28 protein-coding genes are annotated in these 25,910 nt (G+C 34.4%); 10 read left to right on the forward strand and 18 right to left on the reverse strand.

Annotated features, from left to right (window positions below):
• Positions 1-103 precede the first annotated feature (103 nt).
• On the forward strand, positions 104-649 hold the full coding sequence (locus tag AC07XN_RS08865; RefSeq protein WP_494742779.1) for a DUF4136 domain-containing protein: 546 nt from the start codon (positions 104-106) through the stop codon (positions 647-649).
• A 64-nt stretch (positions 650-713) separates the two neighbouring features.
• Here the strand turns inward: AC07XN_RS08865 and AC07XN_RS08870 are convergent, their stop codons facing one another.
• The 5 genes from AC07XN_RS08870 to AC07XN_RS08890 form a co-directional block, all read right to left on the reverse strand.
• Positions 714-1,691, reverse strand: coding sequence for a GSCFA domain-containing protein (locus AC07XN_RS08870; protein WP_494742780.1), 978 nt, complete (start codon positions 1,689-1,691; stop codon positions 714-716).
• Between the two features lie 7 nt (positions 1,692-1,698).
• Positions 1,699-2,559, reverse strand: coding sequence for a DUF4249 domain-containing protein (locus AC07XN_RS08875; RefSeq protein ID WP_323246351.1), 861 nt, complete (start codon positions 2,557-2,559; stop codon positions 1,699-1,701).
• Positions 2,560-2,618: 59 nt separating this feature from the next.
• The gene (locus AC07XN_RS08880) at positions 2,619-5,462 is read right to left on the reverse strand and encodes a TonB-dependent receptor (protein ID WP_494742781.1); all 2,844 of its coding nucleotides are present in this window, start codon (positions 5,460-5,462) and stop codon (positions 2,619-2,621) included.
• Between the two features lie 161 nt (positions 5,463-5,623).
• Positions 5,624-6,337: a LytR/AlgR family response regulator transcription factor gene (locus AC07XN_RS08885; protein ID WP_309912815.1), complete on the reverse strand. Its 714-nt coding sequence runs from the start codon at positions 6,335-6,337 to the stop codon at positions 5,624-5,626.
• Positions 6,338-6,442: 105 nt separating this feature from the next.
• Positions 6,443-7,495, reverse strand: a complete 1,053-nt coding sequence (locus AC07XN_RS08890) for a sensor histidine kinase (RefSeq protein ID WP_494742782.1) — start codon at positions 7,493-7,495, stop codon at positions 6,443-6,445.
• Between the two features lie 196 nt (positions 7,496-7,691).
• Here AC07XN_RS08890 and AC07XN_RS08895 point away from each other — a divergent pair, with 196 nt between their 5' ends.
• The 3 genes from AC07XN_RS08895 (at position 7,692) to AC07XN_RS08905 (ending at position 8,438) form a co-directional block, all read left to right on the forward strand.
• Positions 7,692-7,964, forward strand: coding sequence for a YHS domain-containing protein (locus AC07XN_RS08895; RefSeq protein ID WP_494742783.1), 273 nt, complete (start codon positions 7,692-7,694; stop codon positions 7,962-7,964).
• Between the two features lie 85 nt (positions 7,965-8,049).
• Complete coding sequence (locus tag AC07XN_RS08900; RefSeq protein WP_494742784.1) at positions 8,050-8,220, forward strand: hypothetical protein; 171 nt, start codon at positions 8,050-8,052, stop codon at positions 8,218-8,220.
• On the forward strand, positions 8,217-8,438 hold the full coding sequence (locus AC07XN_RS08905; RefSeq protein ID WP_309912822.1) for a hypothetical protein: 222 nt from the start codon (positions 8,217-8,219) through the stop codon (positions 8,436-8,438). The genes AC07XN_RS08900 and AC07XN_RS08905 overlap by 4 nt, the downstream gene beginning before the upstream one ends.
• Before the next feature lie 76 nt (positions 8,439-8,514).
• On the opposite strand, the gene AC07XN_RS08910 is transcribed toward AC07XN_RS08905, so the two are convergent.
• A complete protein-coding gene (locus AC07XN_RS08910) occupies positions 8,515-9,705 on the reverse strand; it encodes a Gfo/Idh/MocA family protein (RefSeq protein WP_494742795.1) in 1,191 nt (396 codons plus the stop codon).
• 261 nt (positions 9,706-9,966) lie between these two features.
• Between AC07XN_RS08910 and AC07XN_RS08915 the strand changes: the two genes are divergently transcribed.
• The 5 genes from AC07XN_RS08915 to AC07XN_RS08935 all read left to right on the forward strand — a co-directional run bounded on the left by AC07XN_RS08915 (position 9,967) and on the right by AC07XN_RS08935 (position 13,485).
• Positions 9,967-11,184, forward strand: coding sequence for an MFS transporter (locus AC07XN_RS08915; protein WP_309912825.1), 1,218 nt, complete (start codon positions 9,967-9,969; stop codon positions 11,182-11,184).
• A 218-nt stretch (positions 11,185-11,402) separates the two neighbouring features.
• Complete coding sequence (locus AC07XN_RS08920; RefSeq protein WP_494742785.1) at positions 11,403-12,176, forward strand: alpha/beta fold hydrolase; 774 nt, start codon at positions 11,403-11,405, stop codon at positions 12,174-12,176.
• Between the two features lie 128 nt (positions 12,177-12,304).
• Positions 12,305-12,784 (forward strand): 2-C-methyl-D-erythritol 2,4-cyclodiphosphate synthase, encoded by a 480-nt coding sequence (gene ispF / locus AC07XN_RS08925; protein ID WP_309912829.1) that lies wholly within the window; start codon positions 12,305-12,307, stop codon positions 12,782-12,784.
• An 88-nt stretch (positions 12,785-12,872) separates the two neighbouring features.
• Positions 12,873-13,076: a DUF8507 family protein gene (locus AC07XN_RS08930; protein WP_309912831.1), complete on the forward strand. Its 204-nt coding sequence runs from the start codon at positions 12,873-12,875 to the stop codon at positions 13,074-13,076.
• A gap of 4 nt (positions 13,077-13,080) precedes the next feature.
• Positions 13,081-13,485, forward strand: a complete 405-nt coding sequence (locus AC07XN_RS08935) for a putative toxin-antitoxin system toxin component, PIN family (RefSeq protein ID WP_309912833.1) — start codon at positions 13,081-13,083, stop codon at positions 13,483-13,485.
• A 133-nt stretch (positions 13,486-13,618) separates the two neighbouring features.
• Here AC07XN_RS08935 and AC07XN_RS08940 read toward each other — a convergent pair whose 3' ends face one another.
• The 6 genes from AC07XN_RS08940 to AC07XN_RS08965 all read right to left on the reverse strand — a co-directional run bounded on the left by AC07XN_RS08940 (position 13,619) and on the right by AC07XN_RS08965 (position 20,128).
• The gene (locus tag AC07XN_RS08940) at positions 13,619-13,978 is read right to left on the reverse strand and encodes a bleomycin resistance protein (RefSeq protein ID WP_494742786.1); all 360 of its coding nucleotides are present in this window, start codon (positions 13,976-13,978) and stop codon (positions 13,619-13,621) included.
• Between the two features lie 172 nt (positions 13,979-14,150).
• Positions 14,151-14,627: a hypothetical protein gene (locus AC07XN_RS08945; RefSeq protein ID WP_309912838.1), complete on the reverse strand. Its 477-nt coding sequence runs from the start codon at positions 14,625-14,627 to the stop codon at positions 14,151-14,153.
• A gap of 290 nt (positions 14,628-14,917) precedes the next feature.
• Positions 14,918-15,751 (reverse strand): hypothetical protein, encoded by an 834-nt coding sequence (locus tag AC07XN_RS08950; RefSeq protein WP_494742787.1) that lies wholly within the window; start codon positions 15,749-15,751, stop codon positions 14,918-14,920.
• A gap of 483 nt (positions 15,752-16,234) precedes the next feature.
• Entirely contained in the window at positions 16,235-16,783 is a 549-nt protein-coding gene (locus AC07XN_RS08955; protein WP_494742788.1) for a GNAT family N-acetyltransferase, read from the reverse strand.
• Positions 16,784-16,836: 53 nt separating this feature from the next.
• Positions 16,837-18,906 (reverse strand): ComEA family DNA-binding protein, encoded by a 2,070-nt coding sequence (locus AC07XN_RS08960; RefSeq protein WP_494742789.1) that lies wholly within the window; start codon positions 18,904-18,906, stop codon positions 16,837-16,839.
• 97 nt (positions 18,907-19,003) lie between these two features.
• Positions 19,004-20,128, reverse strand: coding sequence for a DUF8457 domain-containing protein (locus AC07XN_RS08965; RefSeq protein WP_494742790.1), 1,125 nt, complete (start codon positions 20,126-20,128; stop codon positions 19,004-19,006).
• Between the two features lie 331 nt (positions 20,129-20,459).
• Between AC07XN_RS08965 and AC07XN_RS08970 the strand changes: the two genes are divergently transcribed.
• Positions 20,460-20,855, forward strand: coding sequence for a hypothetical protein (locus AC07XN_RS08970; protein ID WP_323246383.1), 396 nt, complete (start codon positions 20,460-20,462; stop codon positions 20,853-20,855).
• Between the two features lie 66 nt (positions 20,856-20,921).
• Here AC07XN_RS08970 and rnc read toward each other — a convergent pair whose 3' ends face one another.
• The 6 genes from rnc to AC07XN_RS09000 all read right to left on the reverse strand — a co-directional run bounded on the left by rnc (position 20,922) and on the right by AC07XN_RS09000 (position 25,908).
• Positions 20,922-21,653 (reverse strand): ribonuclease III, encoded by a 732-nt coding sequence (gene rnc, locus AC07XN_RS08975; RefSeq protein ID WP_184128894.1) that lies wholly within the window; start codon positions 21,651-21,653, stop codon positions 20,922-20,924.
• A 132-nt stretch (positions 21,654-21,785) separates the two neighbouring features.
• Complete coding sequence (gene fabF, locus AC07XN_RS08980) at positions 21,786-23,036, reverse strand: beta-ketoacyl-ACP synthase II (protein WP_309912862.1); 1,251 nt, start codon at positions 23,034-23,036, stop codon at positions 21,786-21,788.
• 257 nt (positions 23,037-23,293) lie between these two features.
• Positions 23,294-23,530, reverse strand: coding sequence for an acyl carrier protein (locus AC07XN_RS08985; protein WP_184128888.1), 237 nt, complete (start codon positions 23,528-23,530; stop codon positions 23,294-23,296).
• 122 nt (positions 23,531-23,652) lie between these two features.
• Positions 23,653-24,564, reverse strand: coding sequence for an ROK family protein (locus AC07XN_RS08990; protein ID WP_309912865.1), 912 nt, complete (start codon positions 24,562-24,564; stop codon positions 23,653-23,655).
• A 163-nt stretch (positions 24,565-24,727) separates the two neighbouring features.
• The gene (locus tag AC07XN_RS08995; protein ID WP_309912868.1) at positions 24,728-25,252 is read right to left on the reverse strand and encodes a YkgJ family cysteine cluster protein; all 525 of its coding nucleotides are present in this window, start codon (positions 25,250-25,252) and stop codon (positions 24,728-24,730) included.
• Positions 25,249-25,908: a hypothetical protein gene (locus tag AC07XN_RS09000; protein WP_494742791.1), complete on the reverse strand. Its 660-nt coding sequence runs from the start codon at positions 25,906-25,908 to the stop codon at positions 25,249-25,251. The genes AC07XN_RS08995 and AC07XN_RS09000 overlap by 4 nt, the downstream gene beginning before the upstream one ends.
• Positions 25,909-25,910 lie beyond the last annotated feature (2 nt).

A 25,910-nucleotide genomic window follows, 5' to 3' on the forward strand; every position in this document is an offset into this window, starting at 1 on the left:
AAATTAATTAAAAAAAAAGTAAATAAAGTTATATTTTTAATATTTTTTCTACTACATTTGTAAAGGCTTAAATGCCAATATCCAAAAACAATCTTAAAAATTAATGAAACGCATAGTTGTTACAACATTCATTGTTGGACTTCTTGCTACTTCATGCACTCGGGAAGTAATACAAGTGAAAGCTAATAACGACTTTCATGCAATAAATACCGAAAATCGTTCTTTTGCGATAGTTCAAGAAGTGAGTCGCCCACAGGAATCAAAGTCATCGTTAAACGAAATGGTGATTAAGGAAGAGATAGAGACGCAGATGGCAATACGAGGCTATACAGAGAGCGATAACGCAGATGTTTTAGTTTCTTATGCTATTTATGATAAAAATATCAGTATGCAAGATGTAAAAAAAGTATATGTAAATACTTCTTTACAGCACGAAACACTTGATGTATACCGAAAAAGCTTGAATAATGGCACATTAATCATTACGATGATTGACAAAAACTCAAACAAAGTATTTTGGATGGGCTATGCTTCAAAAATTTTGAAATCAAACAAATCTTTAGCTAATAGAGATTTAAAAAATATTACCAGAGCAATTTTTGATAATTATAGAGTAACCGCCAATAATTATTTGGCAAAAAACAATTAACTATCCTCTTATACAATACCATTTAACAATGAAGCTCTGAAAACCTCGATTCTATCGAGGTTTTTTATTTTTGGGCTATTCGCTCTTTCACCAATTCAATCTCGTCTGACACATCAACTGTCGAGCTTATTCGGATTAAATCTGATAAAAGATTGCTTAGAAATTTCTGATGGGCATCTGATTGCTCATTAAACGGACGATGTGACAGCCTTTTTTTTATTTGAGTCCATTCTGCTACCAATGCTTTTAATTCTTCATCAAAATAAGTGTCTGCGAATTTTTCAAAAATATACTGCTCCGCTACTTCATTAGGGTGAATTAAATCTGCTTTATAGAAGCGATAATCACGCAAATCGTCCATCATTATTTCATAAGAAGGGAAGTATTCAACATCGCTATAATCTGTCGTTAGATAATGACAAGCTGCACGTAGGATAGATTTTGAAACCTGATTTTCGGGAATACCGTCTTTTGTATGCCTCACTGGCGAAACCGTGAGGACGATTCTCAAATTCAGATTCATTTCTTTCAATTGCTTATAAAGTATGGCAAAACTTTTACATATATCTTTTACGCTTAGTAGGTCTTTTTCAAAATATTTGCTTGGCATTTTATGGCAATTAGCTACATAAGCAGGATATTCCAAAAGCTTGTAGATAAAAGCTGTTCCGAAGGTAATAATCAGGAAATCTGTATGAAGTAATTGAGTAGATAAGCCTTTAAGATGTTTGTCGATATTATCCCTAAGCACATCCTTAGATTGAGCAAAGAATTGTGAATGAAAATCGTAATGAAACCAAGTTTTTTGATGCTCGACAAACAAGCGTTCGTCGGCTAATTGATAATCTGGAGAGAGGATTTTAAAAATCGAAAGAGGATTAAATAATGTCCCCAATGGATTCACTTCGATTTTGATCTTATTATTTTTCAACTGATTCCCAACCACATCAGCAAAGCAAGAGCCTAGCGTGATTAATTGGGAATCAATTGTAATTTTATTTTGTACAACTGGAATAGTAAAGGTTGTCCTAAATTCAGCCATATATAGCTTATTTTTGTTTTACTGTAAATGCCAATGTGTCTGCATTTACTCCAGTAAAGATACCTAGTCCATTTGTAATGGTAGTAGGTGGCGTACTAATATTTTGTGAAGTACTTCCTGTGCTATTGTACAAAGCGGCATAATCTGGGTTTACTTTCAATAATACAAGATTATGTTTACCAAAATATTGGAATTGCTGAGAACGCAACTGTGTAGTAGTTCCTTGTACAGGCTGACTTCTGAAACGTCTTGTCAAATCATTGAAATTACTTGTAGTTGGCAAGGTAATAATCAACACAGGATTAGCTTCAATGTTATCTACTACCACAAAATGGTAATCGCTATTTGGATTACTCCATGATAAATTAACATCGGTATTCTCATCAAAACCTCCACCAAAACCTCCGCCAGATGATAAGTTCAATTTAGTTCTTGCGATAGATGTAATATCCGTTTTGAAACCAACAGGTTTTGTAGGGATAATTGTACTCGCAGTTACAGCATTACCATTATAAGTGAATGACAAATTGTAAGTAACGCCTACCTTTAATTTCACCGTTGAATCAGATTTGTACACACCCGCACCATTAGAAGTTAACGAATAAGTATTGGTGCCATCCGAAATTTTGATATTTAATCCATTGATTGGAGCTTCCGTATTTGAGGTATCTTCATTATAAGCAATTTCTTTTTTCACCGATAAAGAAATTGGCTTTCCTGCTACTAAATACGCTTCAACAACGGGTCTTGCACCCCCTTCGATAAAGTTTGAATCTTTATCACAAGCCACAATCCCTAACAATGAAGCAAAGATTATGATGGCCAAAAGGTTATTTTTTGATGATATAAATTTGATATATGATTTCATTTGTCGTTTTTAATTTAGCCTCTTTGTCTCCAAAATCTATGAGCCAAAGAAAATCTTATTTACTTAAACTTATAGCTAAAAGTAAGATTCGGAGTAAAGCCCAAATAGTTTACATCAGTGATAGACAAGTATTTGTTACCTGTAGTTTCGTCTGTAATAGTCTGGTATTTTTTGTACCAAACGTTTGTTCTTCCATAAACGTTAAACACTGAAAGACCAATACTACCATGTCCAAAATTATAGGTTGCCGATACATCTAAACGGTGCGATGCAGGTAAGCGATTACCATTAGTGATAGATGGGTCTGTAAAGTCTTTTTCTGTCCCATCAAGTAATTTTACTGTATATCCTCCTACAATTGAAGTATAAGGTTTTCCTGAGGCATAAATCCAAGTAGCGGCTAAATCCCAACGTCCCAATTTATAAATATTGACAGACTTAAATTCATGTCTTACGTCAAAGTTTGAAGGGAATGAGTTAGCAGAAAACTGTGCAATGTATTTATCCGAATGAGCAAAAGTATAACCTACCCAACCAGTATAGTCACCGAACTTCTTCTGAACCAAAAAATCAATACCTTTTACTTTACCAGTACCATTAAAGAATGTTTCGTTAGCAATTAAACCACGACCAATCTGTGGAGCAAAACGAAGCGTATAACGAGTATCATTCTGAATATCTTTGTAATATCCTTCAACATCAAACAGATAATCATTCAATTCATAACTCAATCCAAATATATAATGTGTTGAAGAGGTAACAGGCAAGTAAGAATCATTAGCCAATACCCAGAAATTACGGCTACCATTAGAAATATCTTCTCTTTCAACTTGCTTCGCAAATTGATAATAAATACCCCAAGCTCCTTTGAATTTCAAACGGTCGTTTACTGCATAAGTACCTGATAATCTTGGTTCAAAATAGTTTTTACGAGTAACATCAAAATAGTTAGCTCTGATACCTCCTTTTAAAACAAGTTTGTTATCAAATAATTTTAATTGGTCTTGCAAGTACGCTGTTAACAAACTTCCTTTATCATTTTTAGCAATAATAACTGTCGTATCATTTTGGCTATTTGAATATTGAATATTCAGCCTTGTAGCTTGGATACCAAAAGCCAACTGATTGCTCTTAGAAGTATTGTATTCAATATCAGTTTTAGCAGAAAAGTCTTTTAAGTCATTACTTTCAATAGAGCCAAATTTAACGGTAGTTGTTTCATTATTTCTTACAAAAGTATTTTCACTTGTGTTATCTCTTCCACTGAAGAAGTTAGAATAACTAATCAAGGTGTTTGTATAGAATTTATCACTCCATTTTTTAGACCATTTCAAACTTGTCCCTGTATTACCCCATTTAGAAAGGTCGGTGTTGTTAAATCCGCCACCTCCACCAAATGGTAGGCCTAAATTCTGAGAGTTATCTAAATAATCATCTCCATTATAGATACTCAAACTTATATTCTCATTCTCTGATGGTTTGAAAGTTACTTTACCATTTAAGTCATAAAAATATGATGTGGCTGTTTGTGCACTTTGTGACCTTCTAAAACCTCCGCCAAAACCTCCGCCTTGAGTACTAGTAGTACTTGAGTTAAAGGTATTAAAGATTTTATTATACAAAGGACCTGCCCATGAACGACGACCTGCTACTGAGAAAGTTATCTTTTTATCTTTAGTAACTGGCCCTTCCGCCCATACATTCGCACTGATTAAGCTTAAATCTCCACCAAAATTAAATTCTCTTTTATTACCATCTTTACTGGTAATTTCTACCACAGATGAAATTCTTCCTCCAAATTTGGCATCAAAACCACCTTTATAAAGCTGAACGTCTTTGATTGGATTTGAGTTGAAAGCCGAGAAGAACCCGTAAAGGTGATCTACATAATAAACGGTAAATCCATCATAAAGCACAAGGTTTTGGTCGGGCGTACCACCACGCACATACAAACCAGAAGAAGACTGGTTGGCAGCACTAATCCCCGGCATCAACTGGAAAGAACGGAAAATATCTTTTTCCCCAACGTTTGGTAATTTAGCGATGTTACGGGGAGTCATTTTAAACATACCGATAGTTTCGGCAGCTTTCAACACCTCTGTTTTTTCACCTTTTACTACCACTTCATCTAATTCAGTATTATCAGGCTCCATTTCGATGGTAATACCACTAATAGGCGCATCTGGAACGAGTTTAATTGTAGTAGTTACATAACCAATATAACTCAAAATTAACGTAGTCGTATCTGTGGGAACTTTCAAGAGTGTAAAATAACCATCCACGTTGGTTTGTGTACCCGTTTTCTTACTCTTAATCATGATATTCACGAAGGGAAGCGGCTCAGCAGAACGTGCATCAAGGATTTTACCCGTGAAGGTAAAGTCAAATTTAGTAGCTGGTTTTAATGCAGCCTGACGACGAGTTGTTTGTGGAATAGCTTCAATCGCAGGACGATTAACAGAAAGTTGCGGAGTAGTACCATTTGTACTTGGAGCCTTGATGGCAGCATCAGCAATAGCAGGTGCAGGCACTGCTGAGTTACCACCATAATAAGTACCACTATTATAGCTACTCTTTATATACACCTTCTGTGTTTTAGGAACAATATGCACTATTTGGTTATCATCCACATAGAATTTCAGACCCGATCCTTTTAAAAGTCCTCTCATTCCAGTTTCTAATGTCATATTATCAAACCAGTAACTTGCATATAAACCTTTAATTTTAGTGGGGTCATAAATAAATTTAGCGCCTGATTTTGCTTCTAAGTCTGCTAGAATTTCAGCTAAGGGGCGATTATTATAGAATTCATCTTTGATAGTAATCCCAGTAGTTGTTGTAACCTGCGAAAATACCTTCACTGAGAATAGTACTAAAGTGGTTAATAGAAAAAGTTTTTTCATGAAATACAGTTGGTTAATCCGAAGTACAAAGTTAGGGCAATCTTCTCATAAATTGCCACATACTTAAGAATACATCAAATAGACCTCTATTATTGTGGAATAGTTGCGTTAAAAATTGTTAAAAGCCTATGATTTGATATGAAATCGAGAAATGTGTATACTTATTGACCTATGATTTTGAAAAAGCCTTCAGAATAACTTTCGCTGATTGGAATTTGAGCATTGCCAATTTTAATCTTTAAATTTCTGATAGATTCTATTTTATCAAGTGAAACAATAAAAGATTTGTGTACTCTAAAACAATCGGGAGTAGGCAATTTCTCCTCGATGGCTTTCATCGTCATTCTTGTTACGATGGGCTTGGTAGAAGTAGAAATATAGATTTTAATATAGTCTTTTAATCCTTCAATATAAGTAATTTCTGATACCCTGATTTTTACCAGCGAATAATCTGCATTCACAAAAATGGCAGAGATTTTATCTTCATGAATTTCTTCTGAAACCTGAGGTTTGTTTTTTAAAGTATATAGTTCAAAAGCTTTATTAACAGCTTTTAGGAATCGCTCAAAATCAATAGGCTTTAGGAGGTAATCTACCACATCTAACTCAAATCCCTCTAATGCATACTGTTTATAAGCCGTTACAAAAATCACCATCGGCTTATTTTTGAGGCTATGTAAAAACTGCACACCAGTGATGCCTGGCATTTGTATATCCAAGAATATCAAGTCTATTTCTTCATTTTGCACAACTTCGATGGCATCAAAAGCATTTTTACAACGTTTTACCAATTTCAAAAATGGTACTTTGTTGATATTATCCTCAAGTAAATCAAGGGCTAGATTTTCATCATCTACGGCAATACAATTAAGCATAAGCAATTTTATTTATTACAAGATTTATCCTAAAATAGGATAAAATCATGTCTTATCTAACATCAAAGATACTCTTTTTGTTGATTGTAACATTACAAAAACTAATTAAGCCTCATCATCTTTACGAATAATGATGAGCTTTATTTTGTAATAATCAGCCTCGTCTTTAATAATTAATTGATGGTTCTCTGGATAAAGTAATTCTAATCTTCGTTTTACATTAGTCAATCCAATACCCGAAGCATCATCCTTTTTTTCCTGAAATTGACGATTCACCTTATTACTTACTTCAAATGTCAGGCTGTTTTTTTCTGTAGTCAATACAATATCAATGGTTGGATTGACAATCATACCCACCCCATGTTTAAATGAGTTCTCTACAAATGGAATCAATAACATGGGTTCAATCGTTTGGTTTTTATCTAATTCCCCCACCTGAAAATTAATAGCAATATCGTCTCCAAAGCGTAATTGCTGTAGTTCAATATAAGCTCTGAGGTATTGATATTCCCTTTCTAAGGTCACCATAGCATCATCAGATTCATACAGCATATAGCGCATCAAATCTGATAGTTTTACGACTACAGGTTCTACTTTTTCTGGTTTTCTTCTTGAGAGTGAAACAATACTATTTAATACATTAAAAATAAAATGCGGGCTAATTTGAGAGCGTAAAAAGGATAGTTCAGACTTTAGTCTTTCGTTTTCTTGTTCTTTTTTAGACTTTTCGTCTTCCATGCTATCTGATACAATCCGATATGACGTACTGATCGCTAAAAAGAAAAGCAATTGAAAGGTAAAACCCGTTTTGGGCATTGTCCGTGCATTAAAGAAGGTATTTTTAATAATTCCGTTTAGAAAAAACACCGCAACTATCAAACAAACAATAGAAAGCAAATACCATCCAATGCCTTTAACTTTTAAAATCTTGGGAATCAAAAAATTGCTATTCAGGTAAAAAAATGGAATATTCAATAAGGTAAAGACTGCAAAGAAAATAGTAATCGATACCCTTGGTGGTGGCGGCGGACGGTGAATAATTACTCGAGGGGGTTCAGCATTTTGTGCTTGGAGTATAAACGGTAATGCCAACATAAAAGCCCAAAAAGCAATATGAAGAAATATAATCTGATATTTTGATAAATTATTTTTTGTCATTTTAGACATTTATTTATTAGCAATTACTCCTTAAAAAAAGCCTTATAAAAGAGAGACTTAGACAAATTTAATTAAAGATAAACTGTTAAAAAATATAATGGTATATTCCGTAAATTTGTGCAGACCATTCACCTCATAAAAGCGACCATTGAAAATTAGATATGCTTTTTAGTAAAAACGATAATCAAATACAGGAATGAAGAAATTAATCATCACCGCAGTTGCTTTTTTAGCATTTGTCCATATTGGCTATTCTCAAGAAAAACCAGCAAAAGCTGTTAAGGGACAAATCAGCAAAATAAAAAAAGAGGTAGCGTTAGAAGAAGGCAAAGACCCTATTTGTAAAATGCACGTAGAAAAAGATGCCAAACATACTTCTACTTATCAGGGCAAAAAAGTAAGTTTTTGTAGTGTAGTTTGTAAAGAAATGTTTGATAAGAATCCCGAAAAATATGCTGTTAAACATTAAGAGCAATAATATTCGTGTTAGTAATTTTGTTATATTTGTTTAACATCTCTTTTGTATAGTTTCTGACCTTAGTACTACTTAATCTATGAACAAAAAATTAAAAGTAATGATGCTTGAGGCTGAAAAGAAAGTATATGAGCAAGTCTTAAATAGCCAGCAAGTCTTTCTTAAGGCAGCCGAAATAGACGAATTACTTGACTTAATCTTAGAAATTAACAAACAGTTAGCTGAACTCAAAAAACAATATTTGTTATGAAGCCTCTTGAAAAACTCAGCGCTATTTTCTTAAAGATAGATAATGCTCGAAATCCTTCGGAAATTGAAGCTTTAGGTAATGAAGTTGATATAATATTGAAAGAAAATAATGAGCAACCAATAGAAGGAGTTGCTGATTTATTATTAGAACGAGCTAAATTATTGAAACAAAAAATAACATTGATGAGTCATGACTTTGAGGCAAAATTGGTTCAATAAATGAATTCTGATTAAAAACATCCTCTAAAAAATAAATATTTATTTTTTAGAGGATGTTTTTTGTTATCCAACAAAACTAAACTTCCATTTTAGTCCAAACAGCTCCTGCTGCATTCGATTTCAGAACGGTATCAATAAACACCATTCCACGTAAACCTTCTTCAATACCCATAAAATCATGGATTGCTGGGTCGTAGCCAGACGAACTAGCAGACTCTCCTTTTAAACCACCTGTTGCATTTTTCTGAGCCTCTTCTCCCCATCTTGCTCTCAGTGCATAGCTAAAGTTTCTATAAATATTTGCAAATGTTTCGATGTATCCTTCTGGGTGTCCTGCTGGTTGACGAGTATGTGCCTGAGCCGCTTTTGAAAGATTACCCACACCAGTACGAATAATTCTAGAACCATTTTCTTGGTTAGTCAAAATCAATGTATTAGGCTCCATTTGTTTCCATTTCAAACCACCAAACTCTCCATATACCCTAATGTTCAAATCGTTCTCTTCACCATTACAGATTTGCGAGTTGTGCAAAATTCCTTTCGCGCCGTTATCAAAACGTAAAAGCATATTAGCATCATCATCAAGCTGGCGACCTTCTACAAAAATCGTTAAGTCAGCACAAATCTCTGTGATCTTTAAGCCTGTGATATATTCTGCCAAGTTTTCAGCATGCGTACCAATGTCTCCTACTCCGCCTGCGGCACCGCTTCTAGCAGGGTCAGTTCTCCAAGCAGCCTGTTTTTGACCAGTAGCTTCAACTAATTGTGCCAACCATCCCTGTGGATACTCTACGATTACCTTACGGATTTTACCAATTGCTCCTGCTTTGATTAATTCACGAGCTTCTTTAACCATTGGATAACCCGAATAGTTATGCGTCAACGCATAAATCAATCCTGATTTTTCAATAATATCTTTTAATAAATAGGCTTCTTTTGAATTTAAGGTAGCTGGTTTATCTGATACCACATGAAAACCATTTTCCAATGCCATCTTGGCCGCAGGGAAATGAACATGGTTTGGAGTAACAATAGAAACGAAGTCCATTCTTTCTCCTTCGGGAAGTGCTTTTTCAGCCAAAATCATTTCTTCAAATGAACCATAAACACGGTCTGGAGAGAGATAAAGAGCCTCACCTGTCGCTTTTGATTTAGCTGGGTCAGAACTAAATGCTCCGCAAACCAATTCAATTTCGCCATCCAATGCCGCACCACGGCGGTGAACAGCTCCGATGAAAGCTTCTAAGCTTCCACCAATCATACCCATTCTAACTTTTCTTGCCATTTTTCGTATCAATCAGTCGGTAAGTAATTATTTATGAATTTTATTTATCACAAATTTACCGCATAGTATTTTAATTAAATCCTTTCTTGTGATAAAGTAAGTACAAAATTTCATAAAAATACTGATAAGAACTTACAGAGAATCTCGAAAAAAATTCGTTTTTTTGATAGATTTTTCTCTGATGATATTTCACAAAACCAAGATTTCTAATTTATTTAACACTTTTTTAATCCCTAATCAACTATGTCTCAAATCGTTAACCGCGACAAGCTTTTCCTAGGAAGTTGTTTTGCCTTAATAACCACTGCAATGGCTTTCGGTATCCGCGCCGGTGTTCTTACTCAACTTGGTGCAGAATTTCAACTTTCATCACAAGAACTAGGTTACGTAAATCAAATGGCTTTTTTGGGCTTTCCAATCGCTATGATTATTGGTGGTCCTTTATATAATGCACTTGGCCCTAAAAAAATCATCTGGGTAGCCTTCTTTACCCACGTACTTGGTCTGGTTATGACTATTTTTTCTGGTGGATTCTGGACTTTATTAATCTCAACATTCTTTGTTGGATTTGGTAACGGAACCGTTGAAGCCGCTTGTAATCCGATGATTTCTGACATGTATGAAGGGAATGAAAAAACCAAAATGTTGAATCGTTTTCACATGTGGTTTCCTGGAGGTATCGTAATCGGAAGTCTTCTTTCTCAATTCATGACTTCTGCTAACATGGGTTGGCAATTACAAATTGGAGCTATTTTGATTCCAGCTGTAGGCTACGCATTCTTATTCTTCGGACAGTCATTTCCTGCTAGTGTAGAGGAAGGTGCTGCATCGACTGGAGAAAACCTAAAATCTATGTTATCGCCTTTATACCTTTTCATGTTAGCTTGTATGGCTTTAACAGCTATTTCTGAGTTCGGCCCTGAGCAATGGATTGGTCCAGTACTTGGTAAAGCAGGTGCAAGTCCAATGATTATCTTAGCGTTAGTAACAGGCTTAATGGCAGTAGGTCGTTATTTTGCTGGTCCTATTGTTCACTCAATCAATCCGACAGGTGTATTATTAGCGTCGGCAATCTTCACAACTATTGGTGTAATCCTATTGAGCCAAGCAACAGGTGGAATGGTTTACGTATCTGCTGTAATTTTTGCGGTAGGCGTATGTTATTTCTGGCCAACAATGATTGGCTTTGTAGCTGAAAACTTACCTAGAACTGGAGCATTCGGTCTTTCAATTATGGGTGGTATGGGAATGTTTTCTACTTCTATTTTCCAACCAATTATTGGTTCTTGGATAGATGACGAAAAAGTAAAAGCTGCTGAAGCTGGACTTACTGGCGACATTGCTGAATTAACTGCCGGACAGGCAACACTTGTTAACATGACGATTTTTCCTGCTATCTTGATTTTTGCATTCATAGGCTTGTATTTCTATATGCGTAAACGTACTCCTGCATATAAATAAAAAGTTTTATCGTTATATCAAAAACAAACCCCACAAATACTTGTTATTCTGTGGGGTTTTTCTTTGTCATTTTCCCGACTTTTACAAAACAATAAAAGGTTAATATTTATGCATTCATAAATTTGAAACTAATGCTAAAAATCGGAAAAAGGTTACTCATTGTCTATCTCACTATTTTTGTCATCTCACAAATATTGTCTTCTTGCTTTAACTTCAAAATGAGTCAAAAAGCAATAGATGCATCTTTCTCGGGTTTGAAGAACAAACCAATACAACATCAAATTGATGTACAAGGAATAAAAATGAATTATGCTGAAATTGGAAATGATAGCCTCCCAGTAGCTTTTTTTGTACATGGTTCTCCGGGTTCATGGACAGCCTTTATTGATTTCATGAAAGACACTTCTTTGTTGAAAAAAGTAAAAATGGTTTCGGTAGATAGAATTGGTTTTGGAGATTCAGATTTAGGAGAAGGTGAAAAATCTTTACAAAGACAAGTAGCATTATTAAAACCGATTGTAGCCCATGAAAAGCGTTTTGGAAAAAAAATCATCCTAATTGGGCATTCCTTGGGTGGCCCAGTAATTGCCCGAATGGCGATGGATTATCCTGAATTGATTGATAATCTGATCATTGTAGCAGGTTCTATCTCACCAGACTTGGAACCTAATGAGAAATGGTTCAGGATTCCGATGACATTTAAACCGATTAGTATTTTAATTCCTGCATCTTTTCGTGCTTCTAATGATGAAATCTTATATTTGAAACCAGAATTAGAAAAGATGTTACCTTTGTGGAAAAATATTCGCCAACCTGTTATCGTAATTCAGGGTGGAAAAGATATGTTGGTCAATCCACAGAACGCTGATTTTGCGGAGAAAATGTTGGTCAATTCTGCTAAAGTAGAGATTGTTAGGATAGATACCATGAATCATTTTGTGCCTTGGTCGCATCCATTTTTAATTAAGAATGCCATTTTAAAAGATTTGTAAAAACAGCTTTGAGCAGTGAGATTTGAGCTATTAGTTTCACTGATGTCATGACTTGAAGTCATGACATCAGTTGTGCATAACGAAGTCAAAAGCTCATCTCTCAAAGCTTATAGCTCAAAACTAAAAATATGAAATTAAGAGTAGGACAAGGCTATGATGTGCATCGCCTTGAAGAAGGAAGAGATTTTTGGTTAGGTGGTATCATCATTCCACATACCCACGGTGCGGTTGGGCATTCGGATGCTGATATTGTTTGCCATGTAATTTGTGATGCTTTATTGGGTGCTGCCAATATGCGAAATATAGGTTATCATTTTTCCGACAAAGACCCTCAATATAAAGGGGTGGATTCTAAGGTTTTGGTAAAAAGAGTACTAGAAATGATTCGTGAAGCAGGTTGGGAAGTAAACAACCTTGATGTAACAGTGATTTTACAAGAGCCCAAACTGAATCCACATATTCCAGCCATGAAAACCTGCTTAGCAGCAGTAATGAATATCCCAGAAGAAGATTTAGCTATCAAGGCTACAACATCCGAACACATTGGCTTTGTAGGGCGTGGTGAAGGCATTGCAGCACAGTGTGTGGCTTTGATTTGTAAGGAATAGATTGAATTGAAACTATTAAACAGAATAAAATGCTGCCATAGACAACTATTTGTAAAAAAGTTTTATTTTTAATAAAAATTAATTTACGATGACAGAATCAACAATTAAGCCTCCACTTTCAAATGTTCAATTAGAGCTATTAAAACTCTATGCAACAGGTGTATCCGATGAAACATTATTAGAATTAAAGAGGACAATGGCAAAGTTTTTCTTGGATAAAGTGCGTCAATCAGCCGATAAAATTTGGGAAGATAAGGGATACACAGATGCTCAAATGCAAGCAGTAGATTAGCAGTATGAAGGTCGTATTAGATACAAATGTAATATTAAGAGCTATCTCAAGTAAATCTGAATATGCTATGCTGATTGATGAATTGTATATACAAAGCTACTCAGCATTGGTAAGTACAGAAATTCTATTGGAATATGAGGAAAAAATAACGCAATTTTTCAATAAGGATGTCGCTAAAAACTTCCTTGACTTCTTAATAATCTTACCAAATGTGGAAAAAGTTGAAGTCTTCTTTCAACTTAATATCATTCAGTCTGACGCTGATGATAATAAATTTGTTGATTGCGCTTTTGTTGGGAATGCCCATTATATTGTAACTGACGACAAACATTTTAATATCCTAAAAAAGCTTGACTTCCCTAAAATACCTGTAATTACTGCGGAAAATTTTAAGCAATTATTAGCTTAAACAATTATTACTCTCTCTATTTCAAATATTAAGCAAAGCTTGACTTTAGCTATCAAGAGTATTCACCATGTAATAATACCCTTATTACTTCGTGATTTGTATTCTTTCTTACTCCTTGCAAACCAGCAAAACATTAATAAATACGCTGCCCAAAAGTCAGCAAATTATTATCTGGGTCTAGGATTGAAAACTCTTTTTGTCCCCAAGGTTTTAGTGCTAAATGTCCTGCTGGATGAATGCTTGTTTTAGTGTCTAAAAATGTTTGGTACAATTGGTCAATATCATCTGTTCTGATATATACCTGACCATAGTTTTCTTTGGGGTCTATTGCTGTAAACTCAAAAAAGTGTATTTGAATATTGTCTTTTTGTACCATCAAGTAGCCCTCAAAATCAGCACTACCAAATTCTTGAAAGCCTAATTGATTTACATAAAAATCCCGTGTAATTGCTTTATTACGCATGGGGAGTTTTGGATTGATTTCTGTAAGCATATTTTTAATTGTTGAATATTTGCATTTGCAGACAGAGTCTGCATTTTATTTATCGTTCCAAGTCGAAAAAGACTTGGAAAAGCGAGGGAAGCTACAGGCTATTTATTGTTACACATAGCGGAAAGAATTAGAACAGCGAGGGATACTCTTATCATCTTCTTTTTATATATTTTCAGTATTTTTTTGCTTTCGCTCTTTTTCTATGCTGCTTGTTTTTATTTGAATCTACGATTGTCGTAATACTATCGTTCTCAATAATTGCATGAAGCGTTCCGTCTGGATTTACAATTGCTTTGGTATTACCATTACCAATAATAATGGTTTGCGTTCCATCAGGATTCTCGATTGTTTTAATAGTCCCGTTGCCAATAACTGTGGGTTGTCTCCTTTGTGGTTTCGTTATTGTTTTAGTAATAGCGTTGTCGTTGTCAATAAGCGTAGAATGCGTTCCATCAGGATTCACGATTGTCTTGATAGTACCTTCGCCAACAACTTGTGAATGCGTTCCATTAGGATTCACAATTATTTTAGCACCACCGTTATCAATAAGTATTGAATGCGTACCGTCTGGATTTACGATAACCTTGTGAGTTTGTGAATATCCTTCAAATGCAAATACCCCAAACAAAATGATTAATATTTTTTTCATAGTCGTTTTTATTGTAAAACTTAAGCATTAAAACTAAGGCAAACACATCAATACGTGAATACTTTATAACCACTTTTTCCTTGCCATTATATACGTCTCCACGAATAATTTAAACTATCTTAACAAATTTCGAGCGGGACGCTCTTCCATGTTTTAGGTCTTAGGAGAGCCTAAGACCAGTTGGAGACTTGGAACAGCAAGAGAAAATTTACTAATAAACAATAAGCAACGAGAGTAAAAAAGGATTATTTTGCCAAACCTATATATGGATAGGTTTATTTTTTGTTAATTTATTCCTTGTTTGCTTCGTTATTTGTATTATCTAAATCTAGTCCAGTATATAAATTATAAGTTTCTGCATTATAAATTTCTTCGTCTTCTAGTTGTTTTAGTTTTCTTAACCAATAAAACCCTCCGAATGGAATTCCAATTGTCCAAACTGTACCAAGATATCCCCCTACCATATAGCTTACTCCAAAAAGTATTTGAAAGCTTATAAGATTGAATGAAAATCCATCAACTGCAGCATAAGAAATCGCAGGTACGTTGAAAAATAGAACCGCTAAATATTTCAACCATTTTTTTGGCAAGCTACTTTTCTTGATTTTACGAACTACATAAATGTTGAATAATAAAACAGTCAAAGGGATAACACTCAATAGCCAAAAGATTAACATATTTGGTTTAGGCTTTTTTATATCAAGCGCTTTAATGATTATTATCTTTTTTGATTTGTCGTCAAAAAGGACTTTAAAAATACCAATATATTTGTCGTTTGAAAATTCAATTAATGCTTGTGTAGTATTGGGAGGGGTATTTTCTCTTGCATCTGTCGAACGCTTTTTTAGTGACTCGATAAGTGAGTACTCAAACTTACTTCCAAAGCTTCGTTCTAATAAACCACGAAATTCGTCTAAACCTACTTTTAGTGTATCAAGGTTTGTATTTTTGCCCATTTCACTTTCCAAAGCCATTTGTGAAATACATTTGTCATAGTCTTTTTTCATTAGAGCTTCGACAAACTCTTTTGTCTTATCTTTAAATGAAAAACTGTCATTGATAAACTCACAACTTGTCAAAAGTGCAATTATCAGAATGAAGATTGAAATTCTAAATTTATTCATATTTTTTCTATTTTTCTATAATCTCGGTAGTCTTACCCCCAACTTGCTACAAGGTCTGCATAAAAGCAATAAAATACTCACTTTAACCAATCAGGCCCTTGAAAACATTCATAATAGATACTATACTCATCGAAATTAAATAATGATATTTGAGGTACTAAAATTGATAGTTTCACATACTGGTCATAACTAACTTCATAAATCATGTAAACATGTGGGTCTTTTTTTAAATCAATTGAAAACAATTCAATTAATGTATCAGGTGATAAATTAATTTCAATACTTCGAATAAATGAACCTTCTCTACGCGTATATATACCTAACTCTCTTATTACTTTCATAAATAACTACGCTGGTCAAAGTTTGAAATTTTCTAATACCCAAGATAAGTAAACCTTATAAATCTTAAGTTGATTAATAAATATTTTGAAAAGATTTATGGATAATGCCAAAAAATGACTTGATGCCATGTCTTCAGTATTTTTAGCTATCTGCTTCCCTAAAACAAACATACAAATAGTTATCAATCACCTCCCCATTTTTAATAGATGCTTTTGGTTGGATGCTTTCTAATTGATAGCCTGCTTTTTCTAATACTCGCATAGAGGCTTTGTTGTATTCAAATATGCCAGCCCAAATTCTGATGACTTCTGGGAAATTTTTAAACACATAATCGGTCATTGCTTTTACCGCTTCAGGCATTATTCCTTTACCCCAATAGGCTTCTCCTAACCAATATCCTATTTCAGCGCTGATACGATAAATATCATTACCCAAAATAATACCAATCCCTCCTACTACCTTTCCTTCAATGACAATCGCTAAAGAATTAATGGGCTTATCTATCTTTTTGTTGGCATCTACCCACCAAACTGCATCATCATGCGTATAAGGATGTGGAAAGGAATCACGCACATTATTAAATATCTTGATATTATTAGCATGACTTACTAATGATGCTTGGTCCCCATCTTGAAAAGGACGTAATGAAAAAGCTTTGCTTTGGTAAATGTATTTTCCCTCTTCGTTCATACAGAATATTTAATAAAAAGCTCATCCCTCAAAGCTCAATGCGTATCGCTATTTTAAAAATGCAACCTCAACTGTACTTTTACTTCTGAGCGATGTGATGCTAAAATTTCTTCTAATCCTGAGCCAAAAGTAGCATCATCTCCTAACAAATCTGTTCTCGCCCAGCGAACCCAAGCATCTACATTTCGACTGACTTTGTATTTTGCCAAGAGATAATGTCGAAAGCCGTGTTGATAATATGCTGGAAAAGAAAAAGAATAGAGAACATCCTGCTCATAAAAATATTGTCGGTTATCATAATCATCTGTATTGAAATAGGCAATTCTACCAGATAATGATAACCGTCCTAAATCAGCATTTACGTCCTGCGCAATGGCAAAGCCCTTTGTCAAGCTTTGTCCTTCAAACTGAAAAGTACTGAAAGATGCCCTCGTCTGAAACTCCCATGTTTTAGACATCCTGTAGTTTATATTCGCCAGCAATGCCCTTTTACTTCTTTCTCTTACTACGGTAATTTCTCTGGTTTTTTCTTTGCCTTTATCCAGATAGGTTTCTGTAATTTTAGTATTCTCTTCTTTGTCCTCTTGTCTGAATTGTAAATAGGCTTGGAGTTTTTTAGAAGGCTGAAAAGTGATTCTTCCTAAATAATCAAAACCCGTAGTCGGTTGTTTATCGACGAGGTATCTGTACCAAGGAAAGTAAAAATAATCGAAATAAGCCGAAGCAGACCACTTTTTATTAAATGAATGCTTTATCCCGGAATAGATTCCTCGTTCATTGATATTGCGGGAATTTTCGGAAAAACCATTACCATAAAAACTATGAAAATCTTTATCATAATTTCTTAATAAAACCGATATATCAGTCCGATTACTTAGGCTTGCTAAAACACCCGTTACAGCACCAATACCGCCACTTGTCGAGCGAGCGGCCTCTCCAAAAAAATTATAATTCTGATAATTATAACTCCAATGAAGACCAGTCAAAAGATTATCTTGTCCCGAAAACTCATATTGATTATACACCTTATCGGCTTTTACCAGTGGTAAACTAAAATTGGTTTTCAATAAAGTAATCCCAGCTTGAAAAGTATTCGTTTTATTATTGAAGGTAATATCTCCTCCAAAGTTTTCTTCCATCAACGACCTTTTATCAGCAATTTCAGAAGATGTTCTATGCAACCCTGCTGTTTGTAATGAAGTAACATAATTGGCATTTGTATTTTTATCTAAAGCCAAATTCGCATCCCGATTTACTCGGGAATAAAAACCTGTCATTTCAAAAGCTTTGAATTGATAAGTAGCCGCACCTCCTCTAAAAAAATTGCTTTCCATAACCGATGTATAAGGACGAACGCCTAAATGATTTCTACGAGTAGTAAGTACCGTTTCTGAGCCCTTCCCTAAATAGAAGCCAGCAGCAGCAATCAATCCTTGACCAAACTGTAATTGATAGTCGCCTAGGTTAATATTTTTCCAATGCCCTTTATTTTGAATTTGAAAGTGAAAGGAAGTAAAATCGGTCAACTGACTTTCGCCTTCATCTTTTTCGACAGTAAAGCCAGCACTAAAATTCTTTGGCAATGAGATTTTATAACGAGCATATAATTTCATGGGCGAGCCTTCATACCTTACCTTACTCCGAGAATCAGGCTCAGTAAAGCCTTTCTTCGTTTCTACGTATTGAGTGTATCTAAGCAATAAGTACTGATTGGCTTTTTGCCAACTATCTTGAAAGTCTTTAGTCGATAGTCCATCAGCTTTTACTGTAACGAAAGGGATAAATTTATAAATAGTCGCTAAATCAAAATCAGAAATGGCTTGTAATTCATAAATAGATAGGAATTTTCCTGCTTTATCACGGTAGTTAAAGAAGGAATTGAGTTGTTTTTCAGAAAGTATGTACAAAGAAGCGAGCTCGGGGCGAGAGACAGTATTTAAATCCAGTGGATTCAGATAATTCTGGTAAAGAGATTCAAACAGGTCTTCAGAAATACCATCAACGGGATTTCCCATGATTTCCTGAATAAGGTTTCGTATATTATTTTCTTTAGTAGAATAATCCTGAGCGTTTACATGAGCATAATAAAGAATGCTCATGAACAGGAGTAGATATTTTTTCATAATAAATTGTTAAAGTGCAGTACAAAAAAATGATGCTTTGAGTAATTATTCTCAAAAGCATCATCTAAAGGACTTTATACCAACAATTTAATTATTTTTAATGAAATTTTCTAGCAACTACTTCTAAAAAATCATTAGCTTCTTCAGCAACCGAAATCCAATTGTATTTAGGTGCTAAATGTTTATTCATATAATTCTTAGCATCCGAAAGATTACTACAAGCATCTATTTTATCAATGGCATTGCTATATGCATTGATGTCACCATCAAATAATTTACCAATAAAAACGAATTTCTGATTGAGGCTTACCCCATCGGCAATGCTTTTAATAGGACGATTGAAAGCTAAATCAGCCAAAGGTGTTCCCCCCGCTACGTTATCTCTCTTCAATAAATCATTAACCGTTGGTAAATCTCCTACGAAGGTATCATTTAGGCGATCTAAGCCTGGCAATTTCATCTCCGCAGGCGTACCTTTTCTATCTATTTCAGCTTGAATTTTATCAACAGTTGGTAGCGGAGCATTTTCATCATCTAAATCATCCTCAATGTCAAAAAAAGATTGTGCTACCTTTTTAACAGGAGCTTCTTCTACGGGTCTCGCTGAAGCTTTTATAAAATCTTCTTTTTTGAAAGGTACTTTAGCTGCTAACGTTTCAAGGTACTTATCAACATTTTCAAACGCTACGTTGTCGCTAATTTCTTTTAGCCAATTCAAAGCAACAGTTACATATACTTTATCATCATTGCCCATTTTTTCGGTCATTGATTTAGCAATGTGGCTGTTAATCTTGGTATATTTTGCGAGTTGTGCTAAACGTTCTTTGGTAAGTGTAAATTCTGGAGAATCTCTTACAAAATCATCAAAGTATTTACTTGGATCAAGTAATAAAATAATGGTTTTCACAACAGCTTTCGATAACATCGGTTCAAAATGCTCTCGTTTCACCATGATATTTTGTGAAGCCGTATTCATGAAAGTCTTCAAGGCAGCTTTAACGTCGTCACTATCAAAATTAAAGTAAGGACTTTTAAAGGCTTCTGTATCAGCTTTCCATTTCTCAAACAAATCGCTTACAACAAACATATTTACTTGCGCAACATTGCTAAGTTTTAAAATTTGTTGTCCATTGATTGTGGCAGTTCTATTAAAAAAGTCATCACAAACTTGGTTAGCATATTTTTGTCCATAATTTTCGATTGCCGAAAAGTCTAACTTCATGATTTCTTAGAGGGTCTTTTTAAATCTATTTGAGATACCGTAATAAAATAATACTACTTATTAGCAAAGTTAATGTATTAATGAATCAGAAAGAAGGGAGATTACATGAATCAAAATAAATCGTTACTAATAAGCATTTTAGCTAAATAATCGCAAAAATTGAACCAAAGATTTACAATACCTATCAATAGGTGAATTAATTATACTATTGAAAATGGTTCATCAGTACACCCACTCTTGGTAACGATTATGTAAATTGCAATAATACCTTCACATATTACGCTTGTTTGATATAGAAAATTGTGTTTTAAATAGCTAAATAACCCAAATTATGGAATTAATTAAACCTCTACTAAAAGGAATACTATATGTGGTATTAGGAATGATTGTTTTAATTTTATCATTCTTATTTATTTTACCAATGTTTACGAGTCATAAAGCAAAATTTGAGATTAATCCTATTAATGGACAATATGTATTTGAGCATACTTTCCCTGAGCATGATAATTACACCTACATTGCTGTAGCAATAGAAGGGGAAATAAGCGAAGATACCGACATTTTAATGTCCAACACTACAAACGTAATTAAACTTTCTAAAAGTACTGATATCGATACAGTTTACCGAGGTGATTACTATGCCAATGATGTTAAATTAACCTTCAAATTCAATAAAAAGTGTAAAGGCAATTTAAAAGGTACAGTTTGGGTCAGTTTTATCCCATGAAACAAGCAATAAAAAAAGCCCGAAGAAATAAATTTTCTCGGGCTTTTTTCTTGAAATAATTTCTTATTAACTAATTTCTAGCTTTTCGCAAGCCTTCATGGCGGCTGTCTGCTCGGCTTTCTTTTTGGAATATCCCTGCCCTATCGAAAAGGCTTCTTCATTCACAAAAATGGTCGCTGTAAATTCTTTATTATGTTTTGAGCCCTCTTCGATGATTTCAAACCTAATAGGTTTGCCTTCGCGCTGAGCCCATTCTATGACTATTGATTTAAAATTAGGGTTATTTTGTACAACAGTCTCAATATCAAAATGCTGCGTAAGTATTTTTTTGATAATAAACGACCTTGTAAAACGAAAACCCTTGTCTAAGTAAATGGCTCCGATTAACGCTTCTAATGCATCGCCATACATTGATGTTCTGGTAAGTACGGTTTTACGGTTACCATCATATTCAACAAGCCTATCCAGACCAATTTTTCTAGCTACTACATTCAAAGATTCACGACTAACCATTCTCGAACGAATTTCGGTTAAAAAACCTTCGTCTTTAAAAGGGAATTTTTTAAACAAATATTCTGCTGTAATCATCCCTAATACTGAGTCTCCTAAAAATTCAAGTCTTTCATTAGAATCCTTGTAACCTTTAGCGATTGTTTCTTTGGATACCGAAGAGTGCATAAAAGCTAATCGATACAGCATTAAATTCGAGGGATTCTCCCCGATAATATGTTCTACTGCATTTTTTAACTTCTTGTCTTTAGGATCACTTGAAAAAAAATCAATAATTGGTGATAGCATATTTCTAAAATGATAATTGATAGTTAAAACCTAATAGCTAAAGCTGATTGAATGAGATTGCAACATTAATAAAAAAATTTGACTTCGCCTTAACTACTATCAATTATCCCCTATTCCCCTATCAACTAAAAACTATATTTTTTTGAATATAACCGTAGCATTATGACCTCCAAAGCCAAATCCATTACTTAAAACAACATCTATTTTTCTTTCTTGAGCTTTATTCAAAGTCAAATTTAAACGATTGTCAACTTCTGGATCTTCCGTAAAATGGTTAATCGTTGGAGGTACAAGTTGATGCTGTATTGCTAAGATTGAAGCCACCGCTTCAATAGCACCTGCTCCACCTAATAAGTGACCAGTCATAGATTTTGTCGAACTTATGTTCATTTTATAAGCATGTTCTCCAAATAAATCTACAATTGCTTTCAACTCTTGTGGGTCACCAAGAGGGGTAGATGTACCATGTGTATTGATATAATCTACTTCTTCTGGTTGGATTCCAGCATCATCAAGGGCATCTTTCATCGAAAGTAATGCGCCATAACCATCTGGGTGTGGTGCGGTAATATGGTAAGCATCAGAAGAGAACCCTCCGCCGATTAACTCAGCATAAATTTTTGCTCCACGAGCAACCGCATGGTCATAATCTTCTAAGATTAATGCTCCTGCACCTTCACCTACGACAAAACCGTCACGATCTTTATCATAAGGACGTGAAGCTGTTTTAGGGTCATCATTGCGTTCAGACATCGCACGCATGGCTGTAAAACCACCCACACTGGCAATCGTTACTGCTGCTTCAGAGCCGCCAGTCACACAAATATTAATACGCCCTAATCTGATATAATTAAAAGCATCAATAATCGCATTATTGGCAGATGAACAAGCCGAAACAGTTACGTAGTTTGGCCCACGGAAACCATGACGAATTGAAATATTACCCGATGCCGAATCGGCAATCATTTTTGGAATAAAGAAAGGATTGATTTTTGGCGTGCCATCCCCTTTTCCGAAGTAAATCATTTCTTCTTCAAAAGTTTTTAAGCCTCCGATACCAGAACCCCAAATTACCCCAACTTTATTTTTATCTATATTTTCAAGGTCAAGTCCTGAATCTACAATAGCTTCATCAGCCGCAACTACTGCATATTGAGTAAACTGATCCATCCGACGAGCATCTTGGCGAGGAATAAATTTTGTAACATCAAAATTTTTCAATTCGCAAGCAAAGCGAGTACGAAATTTTGAAGCATCAAATTTTGTGATATTATCGCAACCACTGACTCCATTTTTTAGTCCATCCCAATATTCTGGTACAGTATTTCCGATAGGAGTCAAAGCACCTATTCCCGTTACGACTACTCTTTTAAAACTCTTCATGAGAAAAATAAAATTTAACTAAGTATTAGATAAAAGATGATAGATAAAATTAGAGGAAAAAATACCATCCAATTTATCTGTTTTGAACACTTCTTAATCTTTAAATCCTTTGGCTTTTATCTAAGCATATAAATTAATACTCAAATTTGAGCATAATTAACCTGAAAATCAATAAAAATGTGCTAATCTGTCATAAAACTATAGTTCAGGTAGAATCAATAATTTTACTTTCAAATTAGCACATAAAGAAGTTCAGATTACTTGGCGTTTTCTTCAAGATATGTGATTGCCTGACCAACTGTTTGGATATTTTCAGCTTGATCATCAGGAATAGAAACGTTAAATTCCTTTTCGAATTCCATGATTAATTCTACTGTATCCAATGAGTCTGCACCCAAATCATTTGTGAATGAAGCCTCTGGAGTAACTTCTGCTGCGTCAACGCCCAACTTCTCGACGATAATGCCTTTTACTTTTTCTGCAATGTCTGCCATTTTTAGAACGATTTTTGGTTAGAAAAACGGTGCAAAGATGATGATAAAAATTAGATTATCAAACATTTTTTTAATACCGCATTACTATGAAAAGATTTACTATAATTATTTAAAGAATATTATTAAAAACATAATGAAGCAGCCCCTAAAAGACCTGCATCATTACCCAAAGTAGCACGTTTAATGGTTAATCCGTCGGCATGATATTTGGTTAACCAGCGTTCCATTGTAGATGTAATTGATGGTAAAATATAGTCAAACGAAGCTGACAACCCTCCACCAATCAAAATTAAATTGATATCAAGGATGGCTACTAAGTGACATAAATTTTCGCCAAGCAATTCTCCTACTTTCGTAAATACCTGTAAAGCTAATGCATCTCCTTCTGAAGCAGACGCTACTAATCCTGTTGTTGAGATAGTTCCATCATCGGGTAGTTGAGTAACACCTCTGAATTCTTTTCTCATTGTATTAGCAAGGTCTAACAATTCATTTTTACCAATGTTTCTCTCTAAAACCTTGCCATTTACTGAAGGCGTATGCCCTGGTTCCATCGCATTACCTCTACCGCCACTAAATACTTTTTTACCAATGATGGCTGCACCACCTACACCAGTCCCTAAAGTAATAAAGATATAGCTTTCGTCAATACGATCTTCACCAAAATAGAATTCTCCTAAAGCTGCTGCATTTGCATCATTTTCAAGGAAAAAATCTACTGCTGGGAAGCGTTTTTTAAGTATCTCAACCAAAGGAACATTGTTCAACTCAGGGATTGCCGTAATTTCAATTGGCGTTACTCTAGCCGAATTAATCATTCCCGGTAAGCCGATTCCTACTTTAGTGATATTTTTATTATCAATAAGTTGTAAACCTATTGCTTCTCCGAGACGGTCTTCGAAATGTCCTGATTTTCGCCAGCTCACAGTATCGTGACTATAAAAATTAGAAATTTGTCCTGTTTCTGAATTTACGATGCCCATCTTGACATTCGTTCCACCAATGTCTATGCCTAAGTACTCGACTGCCGCCATTATTTTTTATTGTATAGTGATAGTAAAAGTTTTGTGGTCTCAAAAATACGGAATTTTTATCAGTCAATAATACAAACTAAAAACGATTTACGTCTTTTTATGTACTATCCTGTATTATTGATGGGAACTATTTGTACTTTTTTAGCATTTTTTATAGCTATAACTACTCAACGATTCCGCCCTTATTCCCCAGACCTGCTTTTTTAAGTTGTTCTACTATTTCAAAAACTGCTGGACAAACTTTTGTATTTTCTAAAGTAAGGGGTAAAATTCCAGCAATATTCTTACGATCTGTATGTGGATATTCTCTGCAAGCCTTAGGTCTAAAGTCATAAATTGAACAATAATTATCTGAACCTAAGAAAGTACAAGGCGAGGAATTCAGCACATAGTCGTGGTCGCTATCCAGATGCAAATGCTCTTTTACTAACTGAGCAGGACGAATACGCAAATGTTTCGCGATTCTGTCAATATCAATATCCGTAAAGATTGGGCTGGTAGTTTTACAGCAATTTCCACATTTCAAGCAATCTACTTCATCAAAAACATCTTCATGCACAGGATGAAAAGCTTCATCCAACTTTTTGATTTTTTTATTTTTAAGTCTATCAAAAAACTTTTTATTTTCGGGAAACTTCAAACGAGCTTGTTCGTTGAAAGCTTCTATGTTTTCTTCTGTATATATCATGGGGTAATCTTTTTCTCTAAAACGGATTCGATGAAAATTTTTAAGCTGGGATTTGATTGATATACTTTCATCAACACTTTACTTTTACGATAGTCTTTTGAAACCTTATCGTAGTCGTTATAATTCTTCTCAAACTTTCCAGCTTTTTGGTGAAGTCTATAATCGCAATTATTGATAGCCTCTTTGATTTTATCAGTGTAATAAAGTGGTAATAACCAACACTCTATTTCATCAACAGAAATCGCAAATACAATTCTGTCGGTTATTTTATCAAAAAATTCCTGACCAAAAGCTTCTATAATACTCAGCTTAAATTTGTCAATTACTTTTTCTACTAATTCTTCTGGTAATAGCTTTCTTCCCTCTTCATTAGTTTGTTTGACATCAAAGTGTACTTGTTCAGAAACGTCAGTATCAATTTGAACAACGAGATATTGAATGCGTTGAAAAGCATCTCTAAAATCTTGTGAACGACAATATTCAAATACTTTATACCAACCACCAAACTTCTTAATTTCATCATCATTAGTAGCATCACGAATAGGTTGTAAAGGGGTTATTTCATCAGAAATATCATCCTCAAACAAACCTATTAAAATATTTTCCAAGACTGCATGGTCTGAAGGACCTTCCGCTACAAGTCCAAATAATGTCATAA

The organism is Arcicella sp. GW458-12-2-14-TSB2 (genome assembly GCF_059423785.1).

What these genes read in the sequence shown, in the direction of transcription:
- AC07XN_RS08865 (WP_494742779.1), top strand. Translation starts at nt 104, where the DNA reads ATGAAACGCATAGTTGTTACAACATTCATTGTTGGACTTCTTGCTACT.
- AC07XN_RS08870 (WP_494742780.1), bottom strand. Translation starts at nt 1,691, where the DNA reads ATGGCTGAATTTAGGACAACCTTTACTATTCCAGTTGTACAAAATAAA.
- AC07XN_RS08875 (WP_323246351.1), bottom strand. Translation starts at nt 2,559, where the DNA reads ATGAAATCATATATCAAATTTATATCATCAAAAAATAACCTTTTGGCC.
- AC07XN_RS08880 (WP_494742781.1), bottom strand. Translation starts at nt 5,462, where the DNA reads ATGAAAAAACTTTTTCTATTAACCACTTTAGTACTATTCTCAGTGAAG.
- AC07XN_RS08885 (WP_309912815.1), bottom strand. Translation starts at nt 6,337, where the DNA reads ATGCTTAATTGTATTGCCGTAGATGATGAAAATCTAGCCCTTGATTTA.
- AC07XN_RS08890 (WP_494742782.1), bottom strand. Translation starts at nt 7,495, where the DNA reads ATGACAAAAAATAATTTATCAAAATATCAGATTATATTTCTTCATATT.
- AC07XN_RS08895 (WP_494742783.1), top strand. Translation starts at nt 7,692, where the DNA reads ATGAAGAAATTAATCATCACCGCAGTTGCTTTTTTAGCATTTGTCCAT.
- AC07XN_RS08900 (WP_494742784.1), top strand. Translation starts at nt 8,050, where the DNA reads ATGAACAAAAAATTAAAAGTAATGATGCTTGAGGCTGAAAAGAAAGTA.
- AC07XN_RS08905 (WP_309912822.1), top strand. Translation starts at nt 8,217, where the DNA reads ATGAAGCCTCTTGAAAAACTCAGCGCTATTTTCTTAAAGATAGATAAT.
- AC07XN_RS08910 (WP_494742795.1), bottom strand. Translation starts at nt 9,705, where the DNA reads ATGGGTATGATTGGTGGAAGCTTAGAAGCTTTCATCGGAGCTGTTCAC.
- AC07XN_RS08915 (WP_309912825.1), top strand. Translation starts at nt 9,967, where the DNA reads ATGTCTCAAATCGTTAACCGCGACAAGCTTTTCCTAGGAAGTTGTTTT.
- AC07XN_RS08920 (WP_494742785.1), top strand. Translation starts at nt 11,403, where the DNA reads ATGAGTCAAAAAGCAATAGATGCATCTTTCTCGGGTTTGAAGAACAAA.
- ispF (WP_309912829.1), top strand. Translation starts at nt 12,305, where the DNA reads ATGAAATTAAGAGTAGGACAAGGCTATGATGTGCATCGCCTTGAAGAA.
- AC07XN_RS08930 (WP_309912831.1), top strand. Translation starts at nt 12,873, where the DNA reads ATGACAGAATCAACAATTAAGCCTCCACTTTCAAATGTTCAATTAGAG.
- AC07XN_RS08935 (WP_309912833.1), top strand. Translation starts at nt 13,081, where the DNA reads ATGAAGGTCGTATTAGATACAAATGTAATATTAAGAGCTATCTCAAGT.
- AC07XN_RS08940 (WP_494742786.1), bottom strand. Translation starts at nt 13,978, where the DNA reads ATGCTTACAGAAATCAATCCAAAACTCCCCATGCGTAATAAAGCAATT.
- AC07XN_RS08945 (WP_309912838.1), bottom strand. Translation starts at nt 14,627, where the DNA reads ATGAAAAAAATATTAATCATTTTGTTTGGGGTATTTGCATTTGAAGGA.
- AC07XN_RS08950 (WP_494742787.1), bottom strand. Translation starts at nt 15,751, where the DNA reads ATGAATAAATTTAGAATTTCAATCTTCATTCTGATAATTGCACTTTTG.
- AC07XN_RS08955 (WP_494742788.1), bottom strand. Translation starts at nt 16,783, where the DNA reads ATGAACGAAGAGGGAAAATACATTTACCAAAGCAAAGCTTTTTCATTA.
- AC07XN_RS08960 (WP_494742789.1), bottom strand. Translation starts at nt 18,906, where the DNA reads ATGAAAAAATATCTACTCCTGTTCATGAGCATTCTTTATTATGCTCAT.
- AC07XN_RS08965 (WP_494742790.1), bottom strand. Translation starts at nt 20,128, where the DNA reads ATGAAGTTAGACTTTTCGGCAATCGAAAATTATGGACAAAAATATGCT.
- AC07XN_RS08970 (WP_323246383.1), top strand. Translation starts at nt 20,460, where the DNA reads ATGGAATTAATTAAACCTCTACTAAAAGGAATACTATATGTGGTATTA.
- rnc (WP_184128894.1), bottom strand. Translation starts at nt 21,653, where the DNA reads ATGCTATCACCAATTATTGATTTTTTTTCAAGTGATCCTAAAGACAAG.
- fabF (WP_309912862.1), bottom strand. Translation starts at nt 23,036, where the DNA reads ATGAAGAGTTTTAAAAGAGTAGTCGTAACGGGAATAGGTGCTTTGACT.
- AC07XN_RS08985 (WP_184128888.1), bottom strand. Translation starts at nt 23,530, where the DNA reads ATGGCAGACATTGCAGAAAAAGTAAAAGGCATTATCGTCGAGAAGTTG.
- AC07XN_RS08990 (WP_309912865.1), bottom strand. Translation starts at nt 24,564, where the DNA reads ATGGCGGCAGTCGAGTACTTAGGCATAGACATTGGTGGAACGAATGTC.
- AC07XN_RS08995 (WP_309912868.1), bottom strand. Translation starts at nt 25,252, where the DNA reads ATGATATATACAGAAGAAAACATAGAAGCTTTCAACGAACAAGCTCGT.
- AC07XN_RS09000 (WP_494742791.1), bottom strand. Translation starts at nt 25,908, where the DNA reads ATGACATTATTTGGACTTGTAGCGGAAGGTCCTTCAGACCATGCAGTC.